The sequence below is a fragment of the Actinoplanes sp. NPDC051537 genome (assembly GCF_055586105.1).
Genome location: NZ_JBVJIU010000001.1, coordinates 13,499 through 38,559, shown reverse-complemented (window position 1 = coordinate 38,559; position 25,061 = coordinate 13,499). Strand labels below are relative to the sequence as shown.

Genomic DNA, 25,061 nt, shown 5'->3' with positions numbered 1-25,061 from the left:
CCAACACCCACCAGCCACCATCGACCACCCCCCCCCCCCCCCCCCCCCCCTTTCTCCCCCCCCCCCCCCCCCCCCCCCCCTCCCCCCCCCTCCCTCCCCCCCCCCCCCCCCCCCGCGCCGGGGTGCTCCTCGCCGTCATTCCTCGATCCGGATGACGTCGGTCGGCGTGCGCCGCGGCGACGGGGGGACCGGATCGGCCGACTCGACGTAGCCGAGCCGCACGATCAGGTACGGCTCGCCCACCCCGGCCAGCAGCCGGGTCAGCAGGCGGCGTGGCCAGGCGGCTTCGACCGCCTCGCTGATCGGCGCGCAGGCCAGCCCCTCGGCCGTGGCCTGCAGGAGCAGGGCGGACATGGCTTCGCCGCCGCGGAGAAGGTCGACCGGCCGGTCGGTGGTTCCGAAGATGATGACGTACGCGGCGCCCTCGTCGTGGTCCGCGCCGGCCAGCATTCCCGGCGAGCCGTCGGGGAGGAAGTTCCGTACCGGCACCCGGCGCAGGCTCGGTTCGACCGCGGTGGCCGGCGGAACGCCGTCGCCGGTCCAGGCCGGCCGGTGGGTCCAGCGGGTGAGCTCGGAGCGGTGCGCCGGGTCGAAGTAGTTGGCGTCGGCGGCCTGATCGACGGAGATCGCGAGTTCGGGAACCCGGTCGTCTGGCACTGTGTGCAGATAGGCGCCTTCGGCCTCGACGAGCCGGCGCAGCCGCGTGATCGTCGGTTCGGCCACCGGGCGCTCGCCGAAGGCGCGGCGGTCGGTGCGGCGGCGGCTGATGGCCGCGGCGATGGTCTGAGCGACGGGGTCCGGCACGGTGCGGCCGACGATACGCACCGTGGCGAGCAGGTCGGGGCGCCGTTCCTCGGGCAGCCGCCGCACCTCGGCGCGCAGGCCCCCGGCCGCCAGCGTGACCCGCGCGTGGTGCAAGGCGCCGCCGCAGCTGAGCAGCAGGAGGCGGCCCTCGGCGTCGGTCACGGTGAGGCGGCGTTCCGGGTCGGACGTCAGCTCCAGCACGTCGCCGGTGATCCGCCAGCGCCAGGGTTGGGTGTTGAACACCGAAGGCGCCCGCAGTGAAGCCCGGGCGGCCAGCTCCAGGGCGTCGCGCGCCTCGGCGAGGGTCACGTCAGTCACCGGCTTGGTCATGGGGACCACCTCTGGGGTCGTTGGGTGTCTCCACGGTCGCAGGCCGTGACGGCGCCGTTCAGGGCCGAAAGACCCGAGCCCGATGCCGATCGTCAGCCGGCGATCAGGTCCCGCCGCGACATGCCGACCAGTCCCACGACGTACATCGCGGCGCCGATGCCGGCGAGGGCCACGAGCGCCGCGGGCGAGGGATCGGCGGAGGCCGCGTCCGGAACGTGCGCGAACACGCCGAGTTGCTGGACGCGGTGCGGCACCTCGAGCAGGTCGCCGAGCAGCGCCAGGGCGGCGCTCGCCGTCAGCGGCAGCCACGCCAGCGCGGTCCAGCGCGGGGCGAGCCCGGCGAGGAGCGCGGCGCAGCCGGCCATGACCGCGGTCGCCGGCCACTGGCCGAAGGTATAGACGAACGCGCGAGCGGCGATGTCGTCGCCGGTGAGGACGGCCGGTGCGATCAGGGCGTCGAGCGCCCCCGTGACGGCCAGGACGACCGCGCAGCCCGCGGCGGTGACAGCGGCCTGGGCGGCCAGCGGCGACCAGCGTCGCACGCCGCCGGCCAGCATCAGGTCGATCACGCCGGACCGTTCCGCGTGCCGGCTCTCGGCGACGGAGAGCACCGCGTAGACGCAGACGATGATGCCGGCGACCGTCCCGCAGTACGAGAGGTAGCCGGCGGCCGGATCGACGCCGCCCAGCTGCGCGCCGAGGAACCCGCCGACATCGCCGGTGCGCTGCTGGTCGACGACGCCGGCGCCCATCGCGGTGAAGAGCGCGCCGATCGCCGCGACCGCCGCCGTCCACGTGAGCAGGGATGTTCGACCGAGCCGGGCGGCCAGGGCGGCGGTGGATCGAACCCGCAGGCGCGCGGCCCGAGCCTCGTGCCGACGCAGCAGGCCGGCGCCGAACTCGCGCCGGTCCGACAACGCCACGGCCCCGATCGCGGCCAGGACGGTGACGGTCAGCGGCACGATCGCGGCCGCCCATCGATCGGCGGTGAACGGTTCGATGGTCGCGCGCAGACCCAGCGGGCTCCACCAGTTGAGCCAGCCGGCCCGCTGGGTATCGGCCAGCGCCCGTACCGCGAAGGACACGCCGATGACGGCGAAGCCCAGCGAACGAGCCCGCCCGGCGGTGGGCGCGATCTGCGCGAGCAGCACCGTCACGGCGGCGAACAGGAGAAACGTCAGCCCGGCGACGGTCCCGAAGGCCGCCGCTCCGGCCCAGGTGACGCCGTCGACGGCGCCGGCGTGCACGCCGGCGGCGATCGTGCCGCCGGCCGCGAGGACGCCGGCGCATCCGCCCAGCACGCTCAGCGCACTCCGGAGCGGCTGTCCCGGTGCGAGCCCGCAGCCGCGCAGCAGTTCGAGCGTGCCGTCGTCCTCGGTGGCCCGCGTCAGGGACACGGCGACGAGCACCGCCATGACCGCGGCGAGGATGGTGACGAACGCGCCGATCTCCCATGCGTACATCTGCGCCGGTGTGCCGGGGCCGGGCAGCCGGCCGTACATCATGGTGGAGGCCGCGTTGGACTGCGCGAGCGCGACGGCGGCTCGGCGCTGCTGCTCGCCGGCGTAGGTGTCCTGATAGGCGGTCACCGTGCCGGCCGACAAGCCGATCAACAACAGCAGCCAGGAGCCCAGGGTGAGCCGGTGGCGGCGCAGCAGCAGCCGGGTCAGCGTCATCGGGCGGCCACCTCGTAGTGACGCAGGAAGAGATCCTCGAGGTTCGCCGGTGTGCAGGTCATGTCGTCCGCGCCGGCCTCGGCGAGCACACCGAGCGTCTCGGCCACGAGGCTGCGCGGCACGCTCAGGCGCAGCAGGCCGTCGCTCGGTTCGGCGTGGAGGCCGAGCCGCCGCAGCCGATCGGCGACGGGGGCGAGCATGCCGGCGGGCGGCCGGGCGGTGACGGTGGACGCGGCGAGGTGCCGCATGTCGGCCAGGCGGCCGGACTCGACGAGTCGGCCGTCCTTGATGATCGTCACCGTGTCGCAGAGGACCTCGACCTCGGCGAGGATGTGACTGGACAGTAGGACGGTGCGGCCGGCGTCCACCGCTTCCCGGACGCAGTGCTGGAACACCTCCTCCATCAGGGGGTCGAGGCCCGAGGTGGGCTCGTCCAGGACGAGCAGGTCGGTGCGGGCCGCGAACGCCGCGACGAGCACGACCTTCTGCCGGTTGCCCTTGGAGTACGTGCGGACCCGGCGGCGGGTGTCCAGCGCGAACGCCTCGGCCAGCCGTCGTTCCGCCGCCTCGTCGCGGCTGCCGCGCAATCCCGCCAGCGCGTCGAGAACCTGCTGCCCGGTGAGGTTGGGCCACAGCGTGACCTCGCCGGGCACGTACGACAGACGCCGGGTGACCTGGTCGCCGTGCCGGCCCGGGTCGAGGCCGAGCACCGTGACCCGCCCGGCGGTGGCCCGGTAGAGCCCGAGCAGCACCCGGATCGTGGTCGACTTGCCGGCCCCGTTGGGTCCGAGAAAGCCGTGCACGCTGCCATGCCGCACCCGCAGGTCGAGCCCGTCCACCGCGGTGAACGTGCCGAACCGTTTGACCAGGCCGGTGACGTCGACGACCGGCTGTTCAGCTGTCACCGGCCCGGCCCTTCTCGATGGCGGTCAGCAGGGCGTCGCCGATGGTCCGGGCCAGGCGCCGCTGGTGCGGCTGCGCCAGCCGGACGTAGAGATCGGCGGCTCGCCGCGCATGGTCGATGTCGATCGACCGCAGCGCCTCGTCGGCGCCGGCGCCCAGCTGGCGGTGGATGCGGTCGACGACCGCGGTCGCGATCCGGTTCATCTCCTGCTCGTCGAGCAGGTGGGCGTGCTCTTCCCGCTCGGCTATCCGGCCGAAGAGGGCGGCGCTGTCGACCAGCCCGGCCTCGGTGAGCCTCTCGTAGAAGACCGCGGACTCCACCGGCATGTCACCGCGGTAGAACGCCAGCTCCATGAAGTCGCGTTCCTCGCGGATGACTCGCCGGGTTCTCTCGTCGGTCGTCCGATCCTGCATCCGGTCGTAGAACAGCACGATCGAAGCGGGCATCGGCGACAGGTGGCCGTCACGTTCGACGCCGGTGATCAAGCGCTGCAGGCGTTCGCGCTGGCCCTGCAGCTCGTGCACCTGTTGCTCGACGGACTCGACGCCGGCTCGCAGATCGGCCAGGACCGACTCGCGGCGAAGGTCGAGGGAGGCACCGGCCGACGGCGTCTGGTCGCCGAGCATCACCGCGATGGTGGCCAGCGCGATGCCGGCCTGCGCCAGCCAGCGGATCCGCACCAGCCGGGCGACGTGCGCGAAGTCGTAGTCGCGGCGGCCGTCGTGCCGCTCGGGGACGGTCAGGAGCCCGATGTGATGGTAGTAGCGGATCGTGCGGACCGTCGTGCCGGTCAGATCCGCCAGCTCTTTGATACGCACTCGGGCAGTCTCCAGTGTGACGTCACGTCACAGTCAAGGCCGACGGCTTCCTCAGGGCGCTCATCTCGGCTCCCCACCAGCTCTTGATGCGACGCTAGACCGGCAACCGAGGCCGTCGGGAGGGCCGAAGGACCCCAAGCGCAACTACAGTCCGAGGTACGGCCGGCTCGGAGAAGGTGGGCTGCGGTGACCAAACAGAAGCAAATCGAGCGACTACCCAAGACCCTCTACGAGGCCGAGCTGTTCCGGCTGCAGGGTGAGCTCGTCAAGATGCAGGAATGGGTGAAGACCACGGGCGCCCGGGTCGCCGTCGTCTTCGAGGGGCGCGACGCCGCCGGTAAGGGAAGCACGATCAAGCGGGTCACCGAGTACCTCAATCCGCGCCTCGCCCGCATCGCCGCGTTGCCCGCGCCCACCGAGCGCGAGCGCGGGCAGTGGTACTTCCAGCGCTACGTCGAGCATTTCCCGGCCGCCGGCGAGATCGTGTTGTTCGACCGGAGCTGGTACAACCGGGCCGGCGTCGAACGGGTGATGGGCTTCTGCAGCAAGGCGGAATACATGCGCTTCCTGCACCAGTGCCCGATCTTCGAACGGCTCCTGACCGAGGACGGGATTCTGCTGCGCAAGTACTGGTTCTCGGTCAGCGACCACGAGCAGGAGAAGCGTTTCCAATCCCGGCTCCAGGACCCGATGCGCCGCTGGAAGCTCTCTCCGATGGACCTCGAGTCGATCAGCCGCTGGGAGGACTACTCCCGGGCCAAGGACGAGATGTTCCTGCACACCGACATCCCGGAGGCGCCCTGGTACGTCGTGGAGAGTGAGGACAAACGGCGGGCGCGGATCAACATGATCGCCCACCTGATCTCCACGATTCCCTACCACGAGGTGCAGCGCGTGCCGCTGTCACTGCCACCCCGGCCGCCGTCGGTCGGTTACCAGCGAACCCCGCGCGAGATGCAGACGCTCGTGCCGGACCACGCCGAGTCGCTGACGGCCGGCCCTTCCCCGGTCAGGACGAAGCGCAAACCAGCCGGAAACCGGCGTAAAGCGCCAAGTTAGGTCGATCTATGAAGCTTGCCTACCTCCCCGTGAGCTGCTCGGACGCGCCTCGCGTCACGACGCTGACCCAGCACTGGCTCTTTCGCGCCGCAACCAGCGTCGCGGCGTACTACGCGCAGCAATCCGGCGGGCGGGACGCGATGGAGTTCCGCGTCTTCGACTGGTACCGGCTGCCGATGACCAGCCAGCAGTGGAACGCCGACCGGTTCGAGGTCGCCGGGAAGGTGATCCCCCTCGTGCAGGACGGGCTGGACGTCGATCTCTCCGTCTTCGATCACTTCGTGCTGGTCATCGACAAGGCAGATGCCTACCTCGGCGCCACACGTCCGCGAGACCGCAAGGTCACGCACATCGGGGCGCAGGATTTCGATCCGGCGGTGGTCGCGCACGAGATCGGGCACCAGTACAACGCCAACCACGCGAACCTGGCCGCGCCCGGTGGGCCCCAGGAGTACGGCGACGACTTCTGCGTGATGGGCGCCGAGGGCGCAAAGTTCAGCTATCGCGACGACCAGCTCGATTTCGCGCTCGAGGCCGGCCAGGCGGAGTGGCGCTTCTGCGCGAACTGCTTCGCGATGTTCTACGACGGCCTGCCGGCAAAGGGCGTGTGTCAGGCCGGAGGTCAACACCGCGCCGCCGGTTTCACGTTCGTGCTGCCTCATGACACGCAGGAGCCCGGCCAGCCGGACTGGCGGTACTGCTCCCGGTGCTTCGCGATGTTCTTCGACGGCTTCCCGGGCAAGGGGAGCTGCCCGGCCGGTGGTGGCCACGAGGCGATCGGCTTCCATTTCGTCCTGCCGCACGACATCACCGGGCCGGGGCAGGCGGACTGGCGATACTGCGTGCAATGCGGCGTGATGTTCTTCGACGGGTTCCCCACGAAGGGCTCGTGTCCGGCGGGACCGGGACACAGCCCGGCCGGCTTCAACTTCTCGCTGCCGCACGACCTCCCGTCGCATTCCGGCACCGGGCCGGGAATGACGGCGCCGGCGCTGCTGGCGTGCGGCTGGCTCGATCTGTCGCAGCCGGGCGTCGGGCGAGACATCGGCCTCGTCCTGCGCAATCGCCCCGCCGTCACCGTCGAGGAGCTTGCCGCGTTGCAAGGGGCGCCGCTGCCCGGGGTGCACGGCACTCCGGTCGTGGCCTGGGCGGACGGACTCCTGCCGCAGCCGGGCGGGGAACGACTCACCATCGAGTACCGCAGCCGGCGAGGCTATGACCGGGGCGTTCCCGTCACCGACACCGGCGCGCCCGGATACCTGGTTCTGCACGCGTCGACCGGGTCGGGACGGCAGACGAGTTCGCTGCGGATCGGCCTTCTTCCGGTGGAGCCCGGCGCGACGTTGTACCTCGACCAGGGTGGTCTCAACGTCACGGTCGTCTCGCACGACCCGGCCCTCGACGCGACCATCGTGCGGATAGCGAGCGAGACCTGGCCACCTCCGCCCGGCCAGGCGAACTGGCGCTACTGCCGGAAATGCCGGGCGATGTTCTACGACGGCTACCCCAGCAAGGGCGTGTGTCCGGCGGGGACGTACCACGCGGCCGCGGGCAGCAATTTCGTCCTGCAGCACGACGCCGTTCTCCCGGGTCAGGCGCAGTGGCGTTACTGCGGGAAGTGCATGGCGTTGTTCTTCGACGGTTTCCCCACGTCGGGGACGTGTCCGGCGGGCGGGCACGTGCCCACCGGGCCGAACTACTGCATCCCGTACAACGGTGGCCCCGGCCAGAGCGAATGGCGCTACTGCTCCCGATGCCAGGCGATGTTCTTCGACGGCTTCCCGTCGAAAGAGCGGTGTGCCGCCGGAGGGCCGCACACACCGGCCGGCTACGACTTCACGCTGCCGCACGACTCGTTGGGCGCCGGGCAGACGGACTGGCGCTACTGCGACAAATGCCAGACGATGTTCTACGACGGCGCCGCCACCAAAGGGGCATGCCCCGCCGGCGGGGCCCACGAGTCGGCCGGATTCGTCTTCGAGCTGCCCTTCGACGATCCCGCACTCGGCCAGCCCGACTGGCGCCATTGCCGCAACTGCCAGGTGCTGTTCTTCGACGGCTACCCCACGAAGGGCATGTGCCCGGCCGCCGGGCACACGCCGATCGGGTTCGATTTCGTCCTTCCCCACGACGCGCCGTCGCCCGGGCAGAACAACTGGCGATTCTGCGAAAAGTGCTCGGACCTGTACTTCGACGGTTACCGCGACAAGGGCGCATGCCCGGCCGGAGGATTCCACCGCGCGGCCGGCTTCAACTTCGTCATCGACCACAAGTAACCATCGGCCGCCCCGTCCGGGCGGGACGGGGCGGCCACGGGCATCAAGCGGGTCGGTGCCCGGTCACCGTTGCCGGGTCAGGACGGCGGGCCGGTAGGGCAGCAGGCCGTAGTCGCCGCCGGAGTTGGTGGCTCGGCCCTGGTAGAGCAGTTGGAGGTTGCACGGGTCGACGGTCATGGTCTGGTCGGCGGTGGAGCGGACCAGGTCGCCGTGGCTGATGTCGTTGGTCCAGGTGGCGCCGCTGTTGGCCTTACCGGCGAAGGGGTTGCTCTCGCTGGCGGCCTGCGGGGTCCAGGAGCCGCTGAGGCTGGTGGCGGTGAACGAGCGGAAGTACCGGCCCTGGCTTCCGATGGCCTCGACGATCATGAGGTACTGGTTCTGGCCGGCGACCTTGTAGACCTGCGGCGCCTCGAAGAGGTTGTTCGTGCTGTCGCTCATGACGGTGGTGTAGGAGGTGCCGAAGTTGCCGGGGAAGTTGCCGATCGGCATGCTCGCTCGGTAGATCTTGCCGTTGTCACCGGCGAAGAAGAGGTACATGTTGGTGCCGTCGCCGATGACGGTCTGGTCGATCGGGCCGGTGCCCGATCCGGAGATGCTGCCCGAGAACAGCGGCTGCGCCGCCGACCAGCCGTTGGCGTTCGTGGGGTCGCTGGAGGTCTTGTACGAGAAGGCGGTCGGGCCCCACTGGTAGGTGAGCACCCAGATGTTCTTGGGCGCGAAGTAGAAGAGCGTGGGCGCCACGGTGCCGGCGGACATGCCGTTCTGGCTGGCCGAGGCCATGTCGGACCAGTTGGTGAAGACGCCGAAGTTCATCGAGCCCCACGTCGACCCGTTGTCGTGCGTCGTCGCGTACACCAGATGTCCGCCGTTGTAGGGGACGGCGGTGAAGTCCTTGAGCGAGGCCCAGCCCGACCGGGGGTTCGTCAGCGCCCCGGTGGAGGTCCACCGGTAGGACGACGGAAGGGAACACGTGCCGCCGCCGGTCGGTGTCGTCGTGGGGGTGGAGCCACCGACTCGCGCGAGCGCCCATTGCTGGTTGGCGCCGTTCCAGTCGGCGTACTGGACGATGTTGCCGCCGTCGGCGGTGGAGGCGCCCTGCACCTCGACGGCCTTGCCGCTGTTGCGGTTGACCAGCTGGATGTAGCCGTCGATGTCCTGAACGCTGAACTGCTGGTTGGCGGCGTTGTTGTCGGTCCACTGGACGATCGAACCGCCGTCGGCGGTGGACCAGTTGTAGACGTCGAGGACCTTGCCGGACAGCCGTGACTTGAGCCGGTAGTAGCCGCCGCCGGAGTCGACGAACTGCCACTGCTGCTGGTTCTGGTCGTTACGGGACCACTGTGTGATCCGCGCCCCGTCGTTGGTGGCCAGGTTGTAGACGTCGAGCGCCTTTCCGCTGTTGCGGTTGACCAGCACGTACCAGGCGCTCGTGTCGATGGTGGCGGCCGACGCCGGGGGAGCGTAGACGAACGTGAGGACGCCGCCGGCCAGCGTGGTCAGCGCTGCGGCTGCCGCCGTCAGCCATCGGCGGCGTCGGGGCGGGGATGGATTCACGAGGTCCTCCTGAATGTTGCTGACGCGCGGTGGATCGCGAAGTGTCAGGTGATTGTGTTTTGTCGATGTTAACCTTCACAACCTTGCCGTCAAGAATCGAATCTCTCCAAATGGTCACTGAAAACTGGTTATGTGCGTGGCGGGTGGAAGTCGCGAACCGTTCCGGCCAGCCTTTCGGCGGTCGCCACGGCCGGCCCGGCACCGGCATCGACCAGCCAAAACCCGTTGCTACCACGGATGATCGCGATATCTGTCCGCGGCAGCGCCGGCGAATGCCTCTTGAAGACGCAGAAACATTCTGGCAATCTCACGCATCAAGCTGTTAACGCTCGCATCCCAATTCCCGCTGCCTCCCCCGGTGTGGACCTGGACGCGCTTGGCGCTGTTATCGCTAACACGATCCGAAAGGGGACACTCGCATGCGCACAAGACGAAGGCTGCTGGCCACGGCGCTCGGCGCCGTGCTGGCGGTGGCCGGCATCGCCCTCCCGGCCGGCAGCGCGGCCGCGGAGTCGAACGGCGGCGTGCGGGTCATGCCGCTGGGCGACTCGATCACCGAGGGCACGCAGGTTCCCGGCGGCTACCGCATCGGCCTGTGGCAACGGATGGCGGCCGCCGGCTACCGGGTCGATCTGGTCGGCACGCAGTTCAACGGGCCGGCCGCGCTCGGCGACCACGACCACGAAGGCCACCCCGGCTGGCGGATCGACCAGATCGACGCGAACATCAACGGATGGCTGGCCGGCGCCGGCCCCCGGACCGTGCTGCTGCACATCGGCACCAACGACGTCCTGCAGAACTACAACCTCGGCGGCGCGCCGGGCCGGCTGTCCACCCTCATCGACCACATCACGGCGGCGGCGCCCGCGGCCGACGTGTTCGTGGCCACGATCATCCCGTTGAGCTCGGCGAGCCAGGAGTCCGCCGCGCGCACCTTCAACGCCGCCGTTCCCGGGATCGTGCAGTCCAAGGTCAACGCCGGCAAGCGGGTCCACCTCGTCGACATGCACGCGGCGCTGACCTCCGCCGATCTCATCGACGGCATCCACCCCACCGCCACCGGCTACGACAAGATGGCCGCCACCTGGTACGCCGCGCTGCGCACCGTCCCCGGGTCGATCGGCGACCCCGGCGGCACCGGCAGCGACGGGGCACTGGTCAGCGCGGCCTCCGGCCGCTGCCTCGACGTGCCCGGCGGCAACACCGCCAACGGCACCCAGCCGATCATCTGGGACTGCAGCGGCGCCGCCAACCAGCGCTGGACCCTCAGCGGCCAGACCCTGCAGGCCGTCGGCAAATGCCTGGACTCACCCACCAACGCCACCGCCGGCGCCAAGGCGCAGCTGTGGGACTGCCACGGCGGCGCCAACCAGCGATGGAACCTCAACGCCAACGGCACGATCAGCAACGTCCAGTCCGGGCTCTGCCTGGACGTGAGCGGCAACGCCACCGCCAACGGCACGCAGGTCGTCCTGTGGACCTGCACCGCCGCTGCGAACCAGCGATGGACGAGGCGGTAACCGATGAGACGTCTGAGGACCGCGCTCGTCGCGGGACTGCTGCTGCTCGCCGGCGTCCTGCACGCCCCCGCCGCCCAGGCCCTGGAGAACGGCGTGGGCCGCACGCCGCCGATGGGCTGGAACAGCTGGAACACCTTCGGCTGCAACATCAACGAGACGCTGATCCGGCAGATGGCCGACGCCCTCGTCAGCAGCGGCATGCGGGACCTCGGCTACCAGTACGTCGTGGTGGACGACTGCTGGTTCAACCCCAACCGGGACTCGGCCGGGAACCTGCAGGGCGACCCCACGCGCTTCCCGAGCGGCATGAAGTCCCTCGGTGACTACCTGCACGGCAAGGGCCTGAAATTCGGCCTGTACGAGGTCCCGGTCGCCGAGACCTGCGCCCAGTACTCCAACGCGTACCCCGGCGCGACCGGCAGCCAGGGACACGAGGCGCAGGACGCGCGGCAGTTCGCGGCCTGGGGCGTCGACTACCTGAAGTACGACTGGTGCTCGCCCAGCGGCACCATCGACGAGCAGGTCGCCACGTTCGCCAGGATGCGCGACGCGCTGGCCGCCACCGGCCGCCCGATCCTCTACAGCATCAACCCCAACAGCTTCCACGCCAAGACCGGGCCGCAACGCAACTGGGGCGACGTGGCCAACATCTGGCGCACCACCGAGGACATCACCAACGCCTGGGACACCGGCCAGACCAACGGCTACCCGATGGGCGTACAGAACATCGTCAACGTCACCGTCCCGCTGGCCGGATACGCCCGGCCCGGCGCCTTCAACGACCCGGACATGATGGAGGTCGGCCGGGGCGGCATGACCGACACCGAGATGCGCAGCCACTTCGCCCTGTGGAGCGTCCTGGCCAGCCCGCTGATCGCCGGCAACGACATCCGCAGCATGAACACCGCCACGCAGACGATCCTGAAGAACCAGAACCTCATCGCCATCAACCAGGACTCCCTGGGGCGGCAGGGCACCCAGATCTCGAACGACGGCACCCGCCGGGTCCTGGCCAAGCCCCTGTCCAACGGCGACGTCGCCGTCGCCCTGTTCAATCAGGGGAGCGGCACCACGACCGTGTCGACCACGGCCGCCGCGATCGGCAAGACCGGCAGCTCCTTCACGCTGCGCGACGCCTGGACGGGCGCGACCAGCACCAGCAGCGGATCGATCAGCGCCTCCGTGCCCGGCCACGGCACCGTGGTGTACCGGGTCAGCGGCGGCGGCACCGGCACTCCCTCCGGTGCCACCACCCTGGTCAGCGCCGCGTCCGGCCGCTGCCTGGACGTGCCGAACGGCAGCACCGCCAACGGCACCCAGCCGGTCATCTGGGACTGCAACGGCGGCGCCAACCAGCGCTGGACCAGCTCCGGTTCGACGCTGCAGGCGCTCGGCAAGTGCCTCGACGCGCCGGTCAACGCCACCGCCGGCGCCAAGGCCCAGCTCTGGGACTGCAACGGCGGCGCCAACCAGCAGTGGACGCTCACCAGCGACGGCACCGTCCGCGGCACCCAGTCCGGGCTCTGCCTCGACGTCGACCACAACCTGACCGCCAACGGCACCGTCGTCCTGCTCTGGACCTGCACCGCCGCCGCCAACCAGCGGTGGTCCCGCGTCTGAACCCGAGGAGCTCCCATGCGCTCGAAACTCGTCGGCAGCCTCCTGACAGTCGCGATGCTGTGCCTCGCCGCCCTGCTCGCGCCGGCCGCGCACGCCGACAACCCGATCGTCCAGACCATCTACACCGCCGACCCCGCCCCGCTGGTCTACAACGGCCGCGTCTACCTCTACACCGGGCACGACGAGGACAACTCGACCTACTTCACTATGAAGGAGTGGCGGGTCTGGTCGTCCGCCGACATGGTCAACTGGACCGACCACGGCTCGCCGCTGAACCTGGCCAGCTTCACCTGGGCCAGCGCCAACGCCTGGGCCGGGCAGACCGTCTACCGCAACGGCAAGTTCTACTGGTACGTCCCGATGACCGTGCGGGCGACCGGGCAGATGGGCATCGGCGTGGCCGTCTCGAACAGCCCCACCGGCCCGTTCACCGACGCGATCGGGCGTCCCCTGGTCAGCAACGGCCAGATCGACCCGACCGTGTTCGTCGACGACGACGGTCAGGCGTACCTCTACTGGGGCAACCCCGATCTCTGGTACGTCCGGCTGAACGCCGACATGACCTCGTACTCGGGAAGCCCCACCAAGATCGCGCTGACCACCGCCGGCTTCGGCACCCGCACCGGTGACGCCAACCGCCCGACCCTGTTCGAAGAGGGGCCGTGGGTGTACAAGCGCAACGGCCTGTACTACATCGTCTTCGCGGCGAAGTGCTGCTCGGAGTTCATCGCCTACTCGACCGCGACCGGGCCGACCGGACCGTGGACCTACCGCGGGACGGTCATGCCGACCCAGGGCGGCAGCTTCACCAATCACCCCGGAGTCATCGACTTCAACGGCGGGTCGTACTTCTTCTACCACAACGGCGCGCTGCCCGGCGGCGGTGGCTACACCCGGTCGGTGGCGGTGGAGAAGTTCAGCTACAACGCCGACGGCACCATCCCGACGATCACCATGACCAGCGCCGGCGCACCCCAGGTCGGCACGCTCAACCCGTACGTGCGTCAGGAGGCCGAGACCATCGCCTGGGAGAGCGGGGTCGAGACGGAGCCGGCGAGCGAGGGCGGCATGAACGTCGGCTACATCGACAACGGCGACTACATCAAGGTGAAGGGCGTCGCCTTCGGCGGCGGCGCGACCTCGTTCTCCGCGCGGGTCGCCTCGGCCGCGTCCGGTGGCAAGATCGAGCTCCGGCTGGGCAGCCCCACCGGCACGATCGCCGGCACCTGCACGGTCCCGGGCACCGGCGGCTGGCAGACCTGGACGACCGTCACCTGCCCGGTGAGTGGCGCCACCGGCACGCAGGACCTGTACCTGCGGTTCACCGGCGGCAGCGGCTCGCTGTTCAACGTGAACTGGTGGCAGTTCGGCGGGTCGGCCGCCACCACCGACGCGATCACCAACGGCAACGCGGAGAACGGCACCACCGGCTGGCGAGTGTTCGGCGCCGGAACGCTGACGCCGACCACGAGCGTGGCGCACGGCGGAAGCGGGTCCTTGGCGATCACCGGCCGCACCGCGTCGTGGAACGGCATCGCGCAGGACGTGACGTCCCGCCTGACCAACGGCAAGACCTACACCGCGAGCGCCTGGGTCCGGACCCAGAGCGGCACGCCGGCGGCACGCGCCACGCTGGCGATCACCGCGGGCGGCTCGACCAGTTACGTGTCGCTGACCCCCTCGACCACGGTCAACGCGGGCGGCTGGACGCAACTGTCCGGCACCACCGCCGTGTCCTGGAGCGGGACCTTGTCGAACGCCACGTTCTACGTCGAGACCGACGCCGGCACCGACGGCTACTACCTCGACGACGTCTCCCTCCAATAGCAACCATCCCCGCCCCCCGTTCAGGAGGAATCGTGCGCCTTATCGTTCGCACCGCGGTGAGCCTCATCCTCGCCGTCACCGCCGTCACCGTCACTCAGCAAGCCGCCTCGGCCGCCGTCGTGGGCACCCCGGCCCGCATCGTCGGCGCGGCCTCGGGGCGGTGCCTCGACGTCCCCAACTCCAGCACCACCAACGGCGCGCAGACGCAGCTCTACGACTGCTCCGGCGCCGCCAACCAGTCCTGGACCTACACCACCACCAAACAACTCACCGTGTACGGCACCAAGTGCCTCGACGCGTCCGGCCGGGGCACCACCAACGGCACCGCCGTCGTCATCTGGGACTGCAACGGCCAGACCAACCAGCAGTGGAACGTGAACGCCGACGGCACCATCACCGGCGTCCAGTCCGGCCTCTGTCTCGATGCGAACGGGGCGGCCACCGCGAACGGCACAAAGATCATCATCTGGTCCTGCAACGGCCAGGCCAACCAGCGGTGGAGCCAGGGCACGTCGACCGCGACCGGCGGGCCCTGCGACCTGTACGCGGCCGGCGGCACCCCGTGCGTGGCCGCGCACAGCACGGTGCGGGCGCTCTACAGCTCCTACCGCGGCAGCCTCTACCAGGTGCGGCGCGCGTCCGACAACACCACCAGGAACATCGGCGCGGCCGACGGCGCCGGCCAGGATTCCTTCTGCGCCGGTACGACCTGCGTGATCACCGTGGTGTACGACCAGTCCGGCCACGGCAACGACCTGTGGTACCAGGGGTCGTCGGTGGTGCCCGGCTCTTCGCAGAGCAAGCCGGCCGTCGCGACCACCGAGTCGCTGAGCATCGGCGGCGCCAAGGCCTACTCCCTGTACATCAACCCCGGCAACAGCTACTGGCGCGACGGGCACCTGACCGGCGTGCCCACCGGCAGCGCGCCGGAGGGCATGTACATGGTCACCAGCGGCACCCACGTCAACAGCGGCTGCTGCTTCGACTACGGCAACAGCGAGACCACCCGCAAGGCCGACGCGGCCGGCGCGATGGACGCCCTCAACTTCGGCAAGCAGTGCTGGTTCGGCGGCTGCTCGGGAAGCGGCCCGTGGGTGCAGGCCGACCTCGAGTGGGGTCTGTTCCCCGGCGGCAGCACCTCGTGGAACCCGAACCAGCGGGCCTTCACCAGCAAGTTCGTGACCGCGACGCTGAAGAACAACGGGACCTCGCGGTTCGCGATCAAGGGCGGCGACGCGCAGTCCGGCAGCCTGACGACGCTCTGGGACGGCGCTCTTCCCTCCGGGTACAACCCGATGAAGAAGCAGGGCGCGATCGTCCTCGGCAGCGGCGGTGACTGCTGCAAGCCCGACGGCGGCGCGAACCTGAGCGCCGGGACCTTCTACGAGGGCGCCATGGTGGCCGGCTACCCGTCCGACGCCACCGAGAACGCCGTCCACGCCAACATCATCGCCGCCGGCTATCGCTGAAGGAGTGATCGTATGCCCCGCTTCACCCGCCGGTCCCTGCTCGCCGCGGCCGGAGCCACCGGCCTGTTGCGCGCGACTCCCGCATTCGCCGCCATCCCCGGACCGACCAGCTACTCCGCCTCCTGGTCGTCGGTCGACCAGCACCCGCCGGCGCCGGAATGGTTCCAGGACGCCAAGTTCGGGATCTACTACCACTGGGGAGCGTTCAGCGTTCCCGCGTACGTCAACGAGTGGTACCCGCGGAACATGTACAACAACGGCTCGAACGAGAACAACCACCACAAGGCGGTGTACGGGGATCCGTCCGTGTGGCCGTACCACAACTTCATCAACGGCGCGCGCGACAAGGCCGGCAACTGGGTCCAGTTCGCCCCCAAGCTGGTCTCGGCCGGGGGCGCGTTCGACCCGGGCGCCTGGGCTCAGCTGTTCGCCGACGCCGGTGCGAAGTTCGCCGGACCGGTCGCCGAGCACCACGACGGCTTCTCGATGTGGAACAGCAGCGTCAACGAGTGGAACTCGGTGGCCCGGGGACCGAAGCTGGACCTGCTGCGGCTGCACGCCGACGCCATTCGCGGCAAGGGCCTCAAGCTCATGGTCGCGATGCACCACGCGTACAACTTCACCGGTTATTACCAATGGGTGCCCAGCCAGTCCGACGCCGGCCTGCGCAAGCTCTACGGCCAGCTGGGCGCCTCGGCCGAGCAGCAGCTCTGGTACGACAAGCTGCGCGAGGTAATCGACGGCTACCAGCCCGACATCATCTGGCAGGACTTCAACCTCACGCAGCTGCCCGAGTCCCGGCGGCTGGACTTCCTGGCCTACTACTACAACCGGGCGGTCGCCTGGGACCGGGAAGTCGTCGCGACCTACAAGGACGGGTTCGACAACCGCGGCGAGGTCTTCGACTTCGAGCGCGGCGGCCCGGCCGGCATCCAGACGCCGTACTGGCTGACCGACGACAGCATCAGCAGCTCCAGCTGGTGCTACACGACCGGCATCGGCTACTACTCGACCAACGCGCTGCTGCACGCGCTCATCGACCGGGTGAGCAAGAACGGCAACATGGTCCTCAACATCGCGCCGATGGCCGACGGCACCATCCCGTCCGGGCAGCAGACGATCCTGCGCGGCATCGGCGACTATCTCCGGCGCTTCGGGGAATCGATCTACGCCACCCGGGCCTGGACCGCGTTCGGCGAGGGTCCCACCCAGATGGGCGGTGGAACGTTCCAGACGCCGCGCACCGGAACCGCGCAGGACGTCCGCTTCACCCAGAGCAAGAACAGCCGCATCCTGTACGCCACCCTGCTCGGCTGGCCCGGCGGGATCGCGCACCTGACCACGCTGAGCGCCAACCGGATCAACCTCGGCACCCTGACCTCGGTGCAGTTGCTCGGCAGCACCGCCGGCACCTACATCGACCTTCCCACCCGCACCCAGGACGGCGGCGGCCTGCACATCACGCTGCCCTCCACCGCCCCGTACAGCGCCCCGGCGTACGTGCTGAAGCTGACCTTCTCGGGAACCATCCCCACGCTCGGCTCCGGCAGCTCCGGCCTGCCCACCGGCTGGACGCGAATCACCAACGTCACCACGGGCCTGGTCCTGGACGGCGGCGGCAACGTCGCCTCCGGCTCGCAGCTCAAGCAGTGGAACTACGACGGCAGCACGAATCTCCAGTGGCAGCTGGTCGCGCTGGGAAGCGGCTGGTACCGCCTGGTCAACCGGACCAACGGACTGGTCGCCGACAGCGGCGGCAACACCGCCAACGGCGCCCTGGCCATCGAGACCTCCTGGAACGGCGGAAACAACCAGCAGTGGCGGCTCAACGACATGGGTGGCGGCCGCTACCAGATCATCAACCGGGGCACGGGCACGGCCCTCGACAGCGGCGGCATCAGCACCGTCGGCGCGCCGGTGAAACTGTGGGCGCCCGACTCGAGCACCAATCTGCAATGGACGATCGCCGCGGTCTGACGGCCGGTCCGCCTCCGACCCCGAAAGGAGACTCCGTGCCCCGACCGATGCTGACCGTGGCCGCGACGGCCGCGCTGACCACCGTGGCCGCGGTCGTCGCCGTGGCGGCCTGCTCCGGGCCGGCCCTCGCCGCCGGCACCACCCTCTATGCCGCTCCGTCCGGAAGCGGCACCAGTTGCACCGCCGCCCAACCGTGCTCGCTGGCCGCGGCCCAGACGGCCGCGCGGTCGTTGACCGCCTCGATGTCCGGCGACATCGTCGTCCAGCTGGCCGACGGCGTGTACCGGCAGTCGTCGCCGCTGCGGCTGACCGCCGCCGACTCCGGCGCCAACGGCTACCGCGTGGTGTGGCAGGCCGCTCCGTCGGCCCATCCGGTGATCAGCGGCGCGCGGGCGGTCACCGGGTGGTCGCTCGTCGACTCGGGCCGCAACATCTGGCGGGCCAACGTGGGTGCCGGGATCGACAGCCGGCAGCTCTACGTCAACGGCGCCGTGGCCACGCGGGCCCGGACCCAGGTCAACCGGGCCGACTTCACCGCCGACAGCACCGGTCTGCGCTTCACCAACGGCGCCCTGAGCTACCTGAACAACCTGGCCAACCAGAGCCGCGTTCAGGTGGAGGGCGTCGGCTCCTTCACCGATCGGTACGCGTCGGTGCAGCGGATCAGCGGCAACCAGATCACGATGCAGCAGCCCGGCTGGAGCAACAACAACTTCGGGTACGACACGTTCGCCCAGCCGCACCGGGCCGGCCCGCTCTACCTGAGCAACGCCTACGAGTTCCTGGACACGCCGGGGGAGTGGTACCTCGATCCCGGAACCGGCGCGCTGTCCTACATCCCGCTCGCCGGGCAGAGCATGAGCACCGCCGCGGTGGAGCTGCCGACGCTGTCGTCCCTGGTCGAGGTCGGCGGCAGCTACGCCGCGCCCGCGCACCACATCACCTTCAGCGGGATCACCTTCACCGGTACGAGCTGGCTCGGTCCCAGCAGCAACCAGGGTTACGCCGATCAGCAGACCGGCGCCTACATCTACGGCACCTGGAACTGGCCCAGCTTCACGTCCTGCAACGAGGGCTGCACCCAGTTCGAGGCCACCCGGCCCAACTGGCAGCAGTCCCCGGCTGCCGTGCAGGTCTCGGCGGCCAACAACATCACCTTCACCGACTCCCAGTTCGTCAATCTGGGGCAGACCGCGATCGGTATCGGCAACGACGCCAACGCCCACGGCAGCGGCGTCGGGCTGGGCGCCAGCAGCATCACGGTGACCCGATCGGAGATCGCCCGGGACGTGGCCGGCGGCATCGTCGTCGGCGGGGTGCGGGCCGACGCGCACCACCCGGGCGACGCCCGCATGGTCAACCGGGACATCACGATCAGCAACAACCGGCTGCACGACCTGGGACTCGAGCATCGGGGCATCGTGTCGGTGCTGACCACCTACGTCACCAACGCCTCGGTGGCGCACAACGAGGTCTACAACCTGCCGTACACCGGCATGTCCCTCGGCTACGGGTGGGGTTCCAACGACGCCGGGGGCAGCAACACCTATGCCAACCGGGGGCTGTACAACTACCAGCCCCGCTACTCGACGGCCACCACGGCGTCCGGTAACCAGCTCGTCGGCAACTACGTGCACGACGTCATGCAGCAGATGACCGACGGCGGGTGCATCTACACCCTGTCGGCCAACCCGGGCGGGCTCATCAGCGACAACTACTGCCTGCGGACCAACGGCTGGTTCGGGCTCTACTTCGACGAGGGCTCCCGCTACTACACCGCCCGCACCAACGTCTTCTCGGCCACCGGCACCTGGGCGACCGCCAACTACTGGGGCGCCGAGAACATGGGCAACTTCACCGTCACCGGCAACTGGTCGACCAACGGCAGCTCGAACGTCACCAACGGCGACCGCGGCAACGTCGTGTCGGGGAACGTGACCGTGACCAACGGCAACTGGCCGTCGGGCGCGCAGGCGGTGATGGCGGCGGCCGGGCCGCAGAGCGGCAGCAGCCAGAGCCTGCGGATCACCGGCGTTCAATCCGGTCGCTGCCTCGACGCCGGCACCGGCGCCAACGGTGTCCAGTCGCAGCTGTGGGACTGCGGTACCGGGACGAGCCAGCAATGGACCTACACCACCGGCAAACAACTGCGGGTGTACGGGAACAAGTGCCTCGACGCCTCCGGGCAGGGCACCACCAGCGGCACCGCGGTGATCGCCTGGGACTGCTCGAGCCAGGCGAACCAGCAGTGGAACCTCAACGCCAACGGCACCATCACCGGCGTGCAGTCCGGGCTGTGCCTGGACGTCATCGGCAACGCGACCGCGAACGGCACCAAGGTCGACCTGTGGACCTGCCACGGCGGCGCCAACCAACAGTGGAAGGGCATCTCATGAGAAGACGAAGGTGGCCGGCGGCGGCCACACTGCTGACGATGCTGGCCGGTCTGCTGGTCGCGTTCCCGGCGCCGGCTCAGGCCGCGACGGCGATCACCGTCAACGGGTCGTCGGGCGGACGGACCTTCGACGGCGTCGGGGCCATCAGTGGCGGCGGCGGGAACAGCCGCCTGCTGTTCGACTACCCCGAGCCGCAGCGCAGCGACATCCTCGACTACCTGTTCAAGCCGGGCTACGGCGCGGCGATGCAGATGATGAAGGTGGAGATCGGCGGGGACACCAACTCGACCTCCGGCGCGGAGCCGAGCCACGAACACACCCGGGGGGCGGTGAACTGCGACCGCGGGTACGAGTGGTGGCTGATGGGCCAGGCGAAGGCGCGCAACCCGAACATCAAGCTCGTCGGGCTGTCGTGGGGAGCGCCCGGCTGGATCGGCAACGGCAACTTCTGGTCCAGCGACGCGATCGACTACCTCATCGCGTGGCTCGGCTGTGCCACCTCGCACGGCCTGACGATCGACTATCTCGGCGGCTGGAACGAGCGCGGCCGCGATGTGACCTGGTACAAGAACCTGCGCTCGGCGCTCAACTCGCGCGGGTACCCGAACGTGAAGATCGTGGCCTCCGACGAGTTCGGCTGGGGAACCGCGGACGACGCGCAGCGCGACCCCGCCTTCGCCGCCGCCGTGTCGGTGGTCGGCAGCCACTACGTATGCGGCTACCGCAGCGCGCAGACCGACTGCCCGAGCTCGGCCAACGCCGTCAACTCCGGCAAAGCGTTGTGGGCCAGCGAGAACGGATCCGACGACTACAACGCCGGCGCGACGGCCCTGGCCCGCGGGATCAACCGCGACTACATCGACGGGAAGATGACCGCGTACCTCAACTGGCCGGTCATCGCCGCGATCACCCCCAACATCCCGTGGGGAACCACCGGAGTCGCGATGGCGCCGCAACCCTGGTCGGGCTACTACTCGATCGGCAAGAGCACCTGGGTGATGGCGCAGACGACGCAGTTCACCGCGCCGGGCTGGCGCTATCTCGACGGTGCCACCGGCTACCTCGGCGGGAGCAAGAGCAACGGCAGTTACGTCTCGCTCAAGTCGCCGAACAACAGCGACTACAGCACGATCGTCGAGACGATGGACGCCGCCTCGGCGCAGGACCTCACGTTCAGCGTCACCGGTGGGTTGTCGACCGGCACCGTCCACGTGTGGTCGACCAACGTCCGGTCGGGCAACAGCGCCGACCACTTCGTCCGGCGCAGCGACATCACCCCGGCGAACGGGTCGTTCTCGCTGACGGTCCAGCCCGGCTACGTCTACAGCATCACCACCACCAGCGGTCAGGGCAAGGGCACCGCCACCAGCCCGGCGCAGGGCAACCTGGCCCTGCCGTACGCCGACAGCTTCGACGGCTACCAGACCGGCCGGGAAGCGAAGTACCTGATGGACCACCAGGGCTCGTTCGAGGTGGTGGCCTGCGCCGCCGGTCGTGCCGGTCAATGCGTACGCCAGATGTCGGAGCAGACGCCGATCTTCTGGACGTCGGGTCACGCCGAGCCGTTCAGCCTGCTGGGCGATCTCAGCTGGCGCAACTACACGGTCTCCTCCGACGTCCTGCTGGAGAAGTCGGGCTACGCCCAGCTCATCGGCCGGGCCACCAACTACAACCATGAAGGCCCGCAGAACCTCAACGCCTACTACCTGCGGGTGGCCGACAACGGCTCGTGGTCCATCCGCAGCAACAACACCAGCGGCAACCAGCGGACCCTCCTCAGCGGCAGCGTGGCGGCCCTGGGCACCGGCCGCTGGCACAAGCTGTCGCTCACGCTCAACGGCAGTAGCCTGACCGCCGCCATCGACGGCGCCACCGTCGGCAGCGTGTCCGACTCGACCTGGGTGGCCGGCCAGATCGGCTACGCCACCGGACAGGGCGTGACGGCGCAGTTCGACAACCTGTCGATCACCCCGCTCGGAGGCGGGTCCGGTCCCACCGGGGAGATCCGCGGGGCGGGCTCCAACCGGTGCCTGGACGTCAACGGGCAGAGCCAGGCCGACGGGGCGACCGTGCAGATCTGGGACTGCAACAGCGGCACCAACCAGCGCTGGACGCTGACCTCCGGCAACCAGCTCACGGTCTACAGCGGGGGCAAGTGCCTCGACGCGCCGAGCGCCGCCAACGGCGCCCGGATCCGGATCTGGTCCTGCACGGGTGCGACCAACCAGCAGTGGCGGGTCAACGCCGACGGCACCATCACCGGCGTCGCCTCCGGCCTGTGCCTGGACGTGACCGGCGCGGCAACCACCAACGGCGCGGCGGTCGAGCTGTGGACCTGCAACGGGGGCAGCAACCAGCAGTGGATCAGATCCTGACGGGTCGGTGACGGCCGCCGTCCGGCGGCGCCGAGCTCAGGGGGCCGGGGATCCAGCAGGGGGATTCCCGGCTCCCTGTTATCCAGCCTTGCAAACATAATACGTATGCTCTTATATTTTCGTGACGATGAACTCCCCGTTACCACGGTCTCTCCAACAAAGGACCTCAATATGGGTGGAATCGCACGATCACGCGTCCTCGGCGGCGCCGGGGTTCTGGCCATCGCCCTCGCGCTGACCGCCTGCGGAGGCGGCGGCGACGGTGGCGGCGGCTCGGCCGGCTCATACGGCTTTCCGCAGGTCGCTCAGGACGACAAGGCCGAGATCACGGTGTGGGTGGACGCCGACCGCTCGGGCGCGGCGGACGCCTTCAAGAAGGCCAACCCGGACGTGCCGATCAAGGTGGTCACCTATGACGGCTCCGCGAACGGGTCCAACTCGTTCCGTACCAAGATGCAGTTGTTCGACCGGGCCGGCAGCGGCTGGCCGGACGTCGTGTTCTCGACCCAGAACAACGACGCGGCGTGGGCGAGCCAGAAGTCCGGCGGCAAGCAGGCGTTCGCCGCGGTGCTCGGCGGCGGGCTGGTCCCCAAAACCACGCTCGACGGGTTCACGCCGGGCTCGCTCGACCCGTGCACGGTGGCGGGCAAGGTCTACTGCCTGCGCAACGATCTCGCCCAGGCGGTGCTCTGGTACAACAAGAGCCTGCTGACGAAGTTCGGCTACGCGGTGCCGGCGACCTGGGAGGATTACCAGGCGCTCGGCGAGAAGGTGGCACGGGAGCACCCCGGCTACATCGTCGGGACCGTCGGTGACGCGTGGACCCCGGAGGTCTTCTTCTGGGCCAGCAAGTGCCAGGCGAACGGCGTGACCGGGCCCGCGTCCGTCACCGTCGACACCGGCACGACCCAGTGCAAGCGGGCCGCGTCCATGCTCGACACCCTCATCAAGAACGGCACCACTCCCAACGTCAGCGTCTTCACGCCCGAGTTCGTGAAGAAGTACTCGGGCAAGGTCCTGGTGATGCCCGGACCGGCCTGGTACGCCGGGGCCATCTTCAACAACCCGCAGTCGCTGAACGTCCCCAAGGGGCAGCTCGGCGTCGCCGATCCACCGGCCTGGACGGGAGACACCGCGGTGACCGGTAACGTCGGTGGCGGAACCTGGTTCATCAGCAGCCATGCGAAGAACCTGAAGGCGGCGGCGAAGTTCGCCGCGTTCGTCACCACCGCCGACGCCTACCAGGTGAACCTGGCCCCTGGTTACCCGGCCTTCGCGGCCGCGGCCGGCAAGTGGGTCAAGAAGCAGGAGTCGAGCGGCTACTACGCGACCGACCTGCAGCCGATCGTCAAAGCCGGCACGGAGATCTGGGACGGCTGGGGCTCCGGGATCTTCAGCCAGGAGGCGATCTGGGCCAAGACCATGACGCCGGCCATCGCCGACGGCAAGAGCCTGGTCGCTCTGCTTCCCGAGTGGGAAACGGCGATCAAGAACCAGGCCCAGGTCAACGGTTACACGGTCACATGACTGCGGTGGAACAGATGGCCCGGCCGGCGGCGCTCCCACGCCGGCGGCCGGGCGGCCGGCCGATGGGCGGCGGCCGAAGTGCGATGAGCTACGGCTTCGTCGCCCTCTACGCGGCGCTGACCGTGGCCTTCGGGATCCTGCCCGCCCTGTACGCGCTGTACCTCGCCTTCACCGACGGCAACGGGGGGTTCGCCGGGCTCGCGAACTTCAGCAAGGTGGTCCGGGACTTCCGCTTCCTGCCCGCCGTCGGGCACGTCGCGTACTTCCTGGTGATCTGGCTGATCGCGCTGGTCGTGCTCGTGACGGTCCTCGCGGTCGCGGTGCACGCCATCCGGATACGCTGGCTCGGCAGCAGCCTGCGGCTGATCTTCTATCTGCCCGGCGCGCTGGCCGGCGCGTCGAGCGTGCTGCTCTGGCTGTTCCTGCTGGACCCGACGGCCAGCCCGGTCGGCGGCCTGCTGCGGTTGTTGGGCCTCTCCGGTTTCGTCCAGGTCATCGTCCCCGGTCACCTGCCGATCATCTTCGCGATCATCGCGTTCTGGACCGGCGCCGGTGGCTGGATCGTGATCATGTACGGCGCGCTCAACAACATCAGCGCCGAGGTTGTCGAGGCCGCCCGCATCGACGGGGCCGGCCCGATCCCGATCGCCTGGCATATCCAGCTGCCGATGCTGCGTAAGTGGATCTCGTACATGGGGATCATGTCGCTGGCCGCGGGCACCCAGCTGTTCGTGGAGCCGCAACTGCTGTCTCAGGCCAGCAACGCGGTGGTGCCCAACGACTACTCACTCAACCAGTTGGCCTACCAGTACGCGTTCCAGCAGAACGACTTCAACGGCGCGGCGGCGATCTCGTTGCTGCTGCTGGTCATCGCCCTCGCGCTCTCGGCGGTGTTCGTGCTGCGCGGCGGCCTGTTCGAGACGGACTGA

General features: G+C 69.6%; 16 protein-coding genes. 11 read left to right on the top strand and 5 right to left on the bottom strand.

All coding sequences use genetic code 11. The features are described 5' to 3' along the window. Positions 1–135: 135 nt before the first annotated feature. From ACZ6TB_RS00130 to ACZ6TB_RS00115, 4 genes are all read right to left on the bottom strand, one after another. Positions 136–1,134, bottom strand: a complete 999-nt coding sequence (locus ACZ6TB_RS00130; RefSeq protein ID WP_465548862.1) for an Acg family FMN-binding oxidoreductase — start codon at positions 1,132–1,134, stop codon at positions 136–138. A gap of 92 nt (positions 1,135–1,226) precedes the next feature. Beyond that, the gene (locus tag ACZ6TB_RS00125; protein WP_465548860.1) at positions 1,227–2,810 is read right to left on the bottom strand and encodes a hypothetical protein; all 1,584 of its coding nucleotides are present in this window, start codon (positions 2,808–2,810) and stop codon (positions 1,227–1,229) included. After that, complete coding sequence (locus ACZ6TB_RS00120) at positions 2,807–3,715, bottom strand: ABC transporter ATP-binding protein (RefSeq protein WP_465548858.1); 909 nt, start codon at positions 3,713–3,715, stop codon at positions 2,807–2,809. The genes ACZ6TB_RS00125 and ACZ6TB_RS00120 overlap by 4 nt, the downstream gene beginning before the upstream one ends. Continuing rightward, a complete protein-coding gene (locus tag ACZ6TB_RS00115) occupies positions 3,705–4,532 on the bottom strand; it encodes a MerR family transcriptional regulator (protein ID WP_465548856.1) in 828 nt (275 codons plus the stop codon). Before ACZ6TB_RS00115 ends, ACZ6TB_RS00120 begins: the two co-directional genes overlap by 11 nt. A gap of 186 nt (positions 4,533–4,718) precedes the next feature. Between ACZ6TB_RS00115 and ppk2 the strand changes: the two genes are divergently transcribed. Continuing rightward, a complete protein-coding gene (gene ppk2 / locus ACZ6TB_RS00110; RefSeq protein ID WP_465548854.1) occupies positions 4,719–5,591 on the top strand; it encodes a polyphosphate kinase 2 in 873 nt (290 codons plus the stop codon). A gap of 8 nt (positions 5,592–5,599) precedes the next feature. After that, positions 5,600–7,867, top strand: coding sequence for a metallopeptidase domain-containing protein (locus ACZ6TB_RS00105; protein ID WP_465548852.1), 2,268 nt, complete (start codon positions 5,600–5,602; stop codon positions 7,865–7,867). Between the two features lie 63 nt (positions 7,868–7,930). Here the strand turns inward: ACZ6TB_RS00105 and ACZ6TB_RS00100 are convergent, their stop codons facing one another. Further along, positions 7,931–9,421 (bottom strand): non-reducing end alpha-L-arabinofuranosidase family hydrolase, encoded by a 1,491-nt coding sequence (locus ACZ6TB_RS00100; protein WP_465548850.1) that lies wholly within the window; start codon positions 9,419–9,421, stop codon positions 7,931–7,933. 419 nt (positions 9,422–9,840) lie between these two features. Here ACZ6TB_RS00100 and ACZ6TB_RS00095 point away from each other — a divergent pair, with 419 nt between their 5' ends. From ACZ6TB_RS00095 to ACZ6TB_RS00055, 9 genes are all read left to right on the top strand, one after another. Next, entirely contained in the window at positions 9,841–10,941 is a 1,101-nt protein-coding gene (locus ACZ6TB_RS00095; RefSeq protein WP_465548848.1) for a ricin-type beta-trefoil lectin domain protein, read from the top strand. A gap of 3 nt (positions 10,942–10,944) precedes the next feature. Beyond that, on the top strand, positions 10,945–12,561 hold the full coding sequence (locus ACZ6TB_RS00090; RefSeq protein ID WP_465548846.1) for a glycoside hydrolase family 27 protein: 1,617 nt from the start codon (positions 10,945–10,947) through the stop codon (positions 12,559–12,561). A 15-nt stretch (positions 12,562–12,576) separates the two neighbouring features. Next, positions 12,577–14,388, top strand: coding sequence for a family 43 glycosylhydrolase (locus ACZ6TB_RS00085; RefSeq protein ID WP_465548844.1), 1,812 nt, complete (start codon positions 12,577–12,579; stop codon positions 14,386–14,388). Positions 14,389–14,420: 32 nt separating this feature from the next. Then, the gene (locus tag ACZ6TB_RS00080; protein WP_465548842.1) at positions 14,421–15,857 is read left to right on the top strand and encodes an arabinofuranosidase catalytic domain-containing protein; all 1,437 of its coding nucleotides are present in this window, start codon (positions 14,421–14,423) and stop codon (positions 15,855–15,857) included. Positions 15,858–15,869: 12 nt separating this feature from the next. Beyond that, positions 15,870–17,834, top strand: a complete 1,965-nt coding sequence (locus ACZ6TB_RS00075; protein WP_465548841.1) for an alpha-L-fucosidase — start codon at positions 15,870–15,872, stop codon at positions 17,832–17,834. 47 nt (positions 17,835–17,881) lie between these two features. Next, positions 17,882–20,230: an RICIN domain-containing protein gene (locus ACZ6TB_RS00070; RefSeq protein ID WP_465550257.1), complete on the top strand. Its 2,349-nt coding sequence runs from the start codon at positions 17,882–17,884 to the stop codon at positions 20,228–20,230. Next, entirely contained in the window at positions 20,227–22,605 is a 2,379-nt protein-coding gene (locus ACZ6TB_RS00065; protein WP_465548839.1) for a ricin-type beta-trefoil lectin domain protein, read from the top strand. The genes ACZ6TB_RS00070 and ACZ6TB_RS00065 overlap by 4 nt, the downstream gene beginning before the upstream one ends. Positions 22,606–22,776: 171 nt before the next feature. Continuing rightward, positions 22,777–24,132: an ABC transporter substrate-binding protein gene (locus ACZ6TB_RS00060; RefSeq protein ID WP_465548837.1), complete on the top strand. Its 1,356-nt coding sequence runs from the start codon at positions 22,777–22,779 to the stop codon at positions 24,130–24,132. Further along, on the top strand, positions 24,129–25,061 hold the full coding sequence (locus ACZ6TB_RS00055) for a carbohydrate ABC transporter permease (protein WP_465548835.1): 933 nt from the start codon (positions 24,129–24,131) through the stop codon (positions 25,059–25,061). Before ACZ6TB_RS00060 ends, ACZ6TB_RS00055 begins: the two co-directional genes overlap by 4 nt.

Excerpts from the sequence above, each read along its gene's own strand:
- ACZ6TB_RS00130 (WP_465548862.1), bottom strand. The coding sequence starts at position 1,134 with ATGACCAAGCCGGTGACTGACGTGACCCTCGCCGAGGCGCGCGACGCC.
- ACZ6TB_RS00125 (WP_465548860.1), bottom strand. The coding sequence starts at position 2,810 with ATGACGCTGACCCGGCTGCTGCTGCGCCGCCACCGGCTCACCCTGGGC.
- ACZ6TB_RS00105 (WP_465548852.1), top strand. The coding sequence starts at position 5,600 with ATGAAGCTTGCCTACCTCCCCGTGAGCTGCTCGGACGCGCCTCGCGTC.
- ACZ6TB_RS00095 (WP_465548848.1), top strand. The coding sequence starts at position 9,841 with ATGCGCACAAGACGAAGGCTGCTGGCCACGGCGCTCGGCGCCGTGCTG.
- ACZ6TB_RS00090 (WP_465548846.1), top strand. The coding sequence starts at position 10,945 with ATGAGACGTCTGAGGACCGCGCTCGTCGCGGGACTGCTGCTGCTCGCC.
- ACZ6TB_RS00085 (WP_465548844.1), top strand. The coding sequence starts at position 12,577 with ATGCGCTCGAAACTCGTCGGCAGCCTCCTGACAGTCGCGATGCTGTGC.
- ACZ6TB_RS00075 (WP_465548841.1), top strand. The coding sequence starts at position 15,870 with ATGCCCCGCTTCACCCGCCGGTCCCTGCTCGCCGCGGCCGGAGCCACC.
- ACZ6TB_RS00070 (WP_465550257.1), top strand. The coding sequence starts at position 17,882 with ATGCTGACCGTGGCCGCGACGGCCGCGCTGACCACCGTGGCCGCGGTC.
- ACZ6TB_RS00065 (WP_465548839.1), top strand. The coding sequence starts at position 20,227 with ATGAGAAGACGAAGGTGGCCGGCGGCGGCCACACTGCTGACGATGCTG.
- ACZ6TB_RS00060 (WP_465548837.1), top strand. The coding sequence starts at position 22,777 with ATGGGTGGAATCGCACGATCACGCGTCCTCGGCGGCGCCGGGGTTCTG.
- ACZ6TB_RS00055 (WP_465548835.1), top strand. The coding sequence starts at position 24,129 with ATGACTGCGGTGGAACAGATGGCCCGGCCGGCGGCGCTCCCACGCCGG.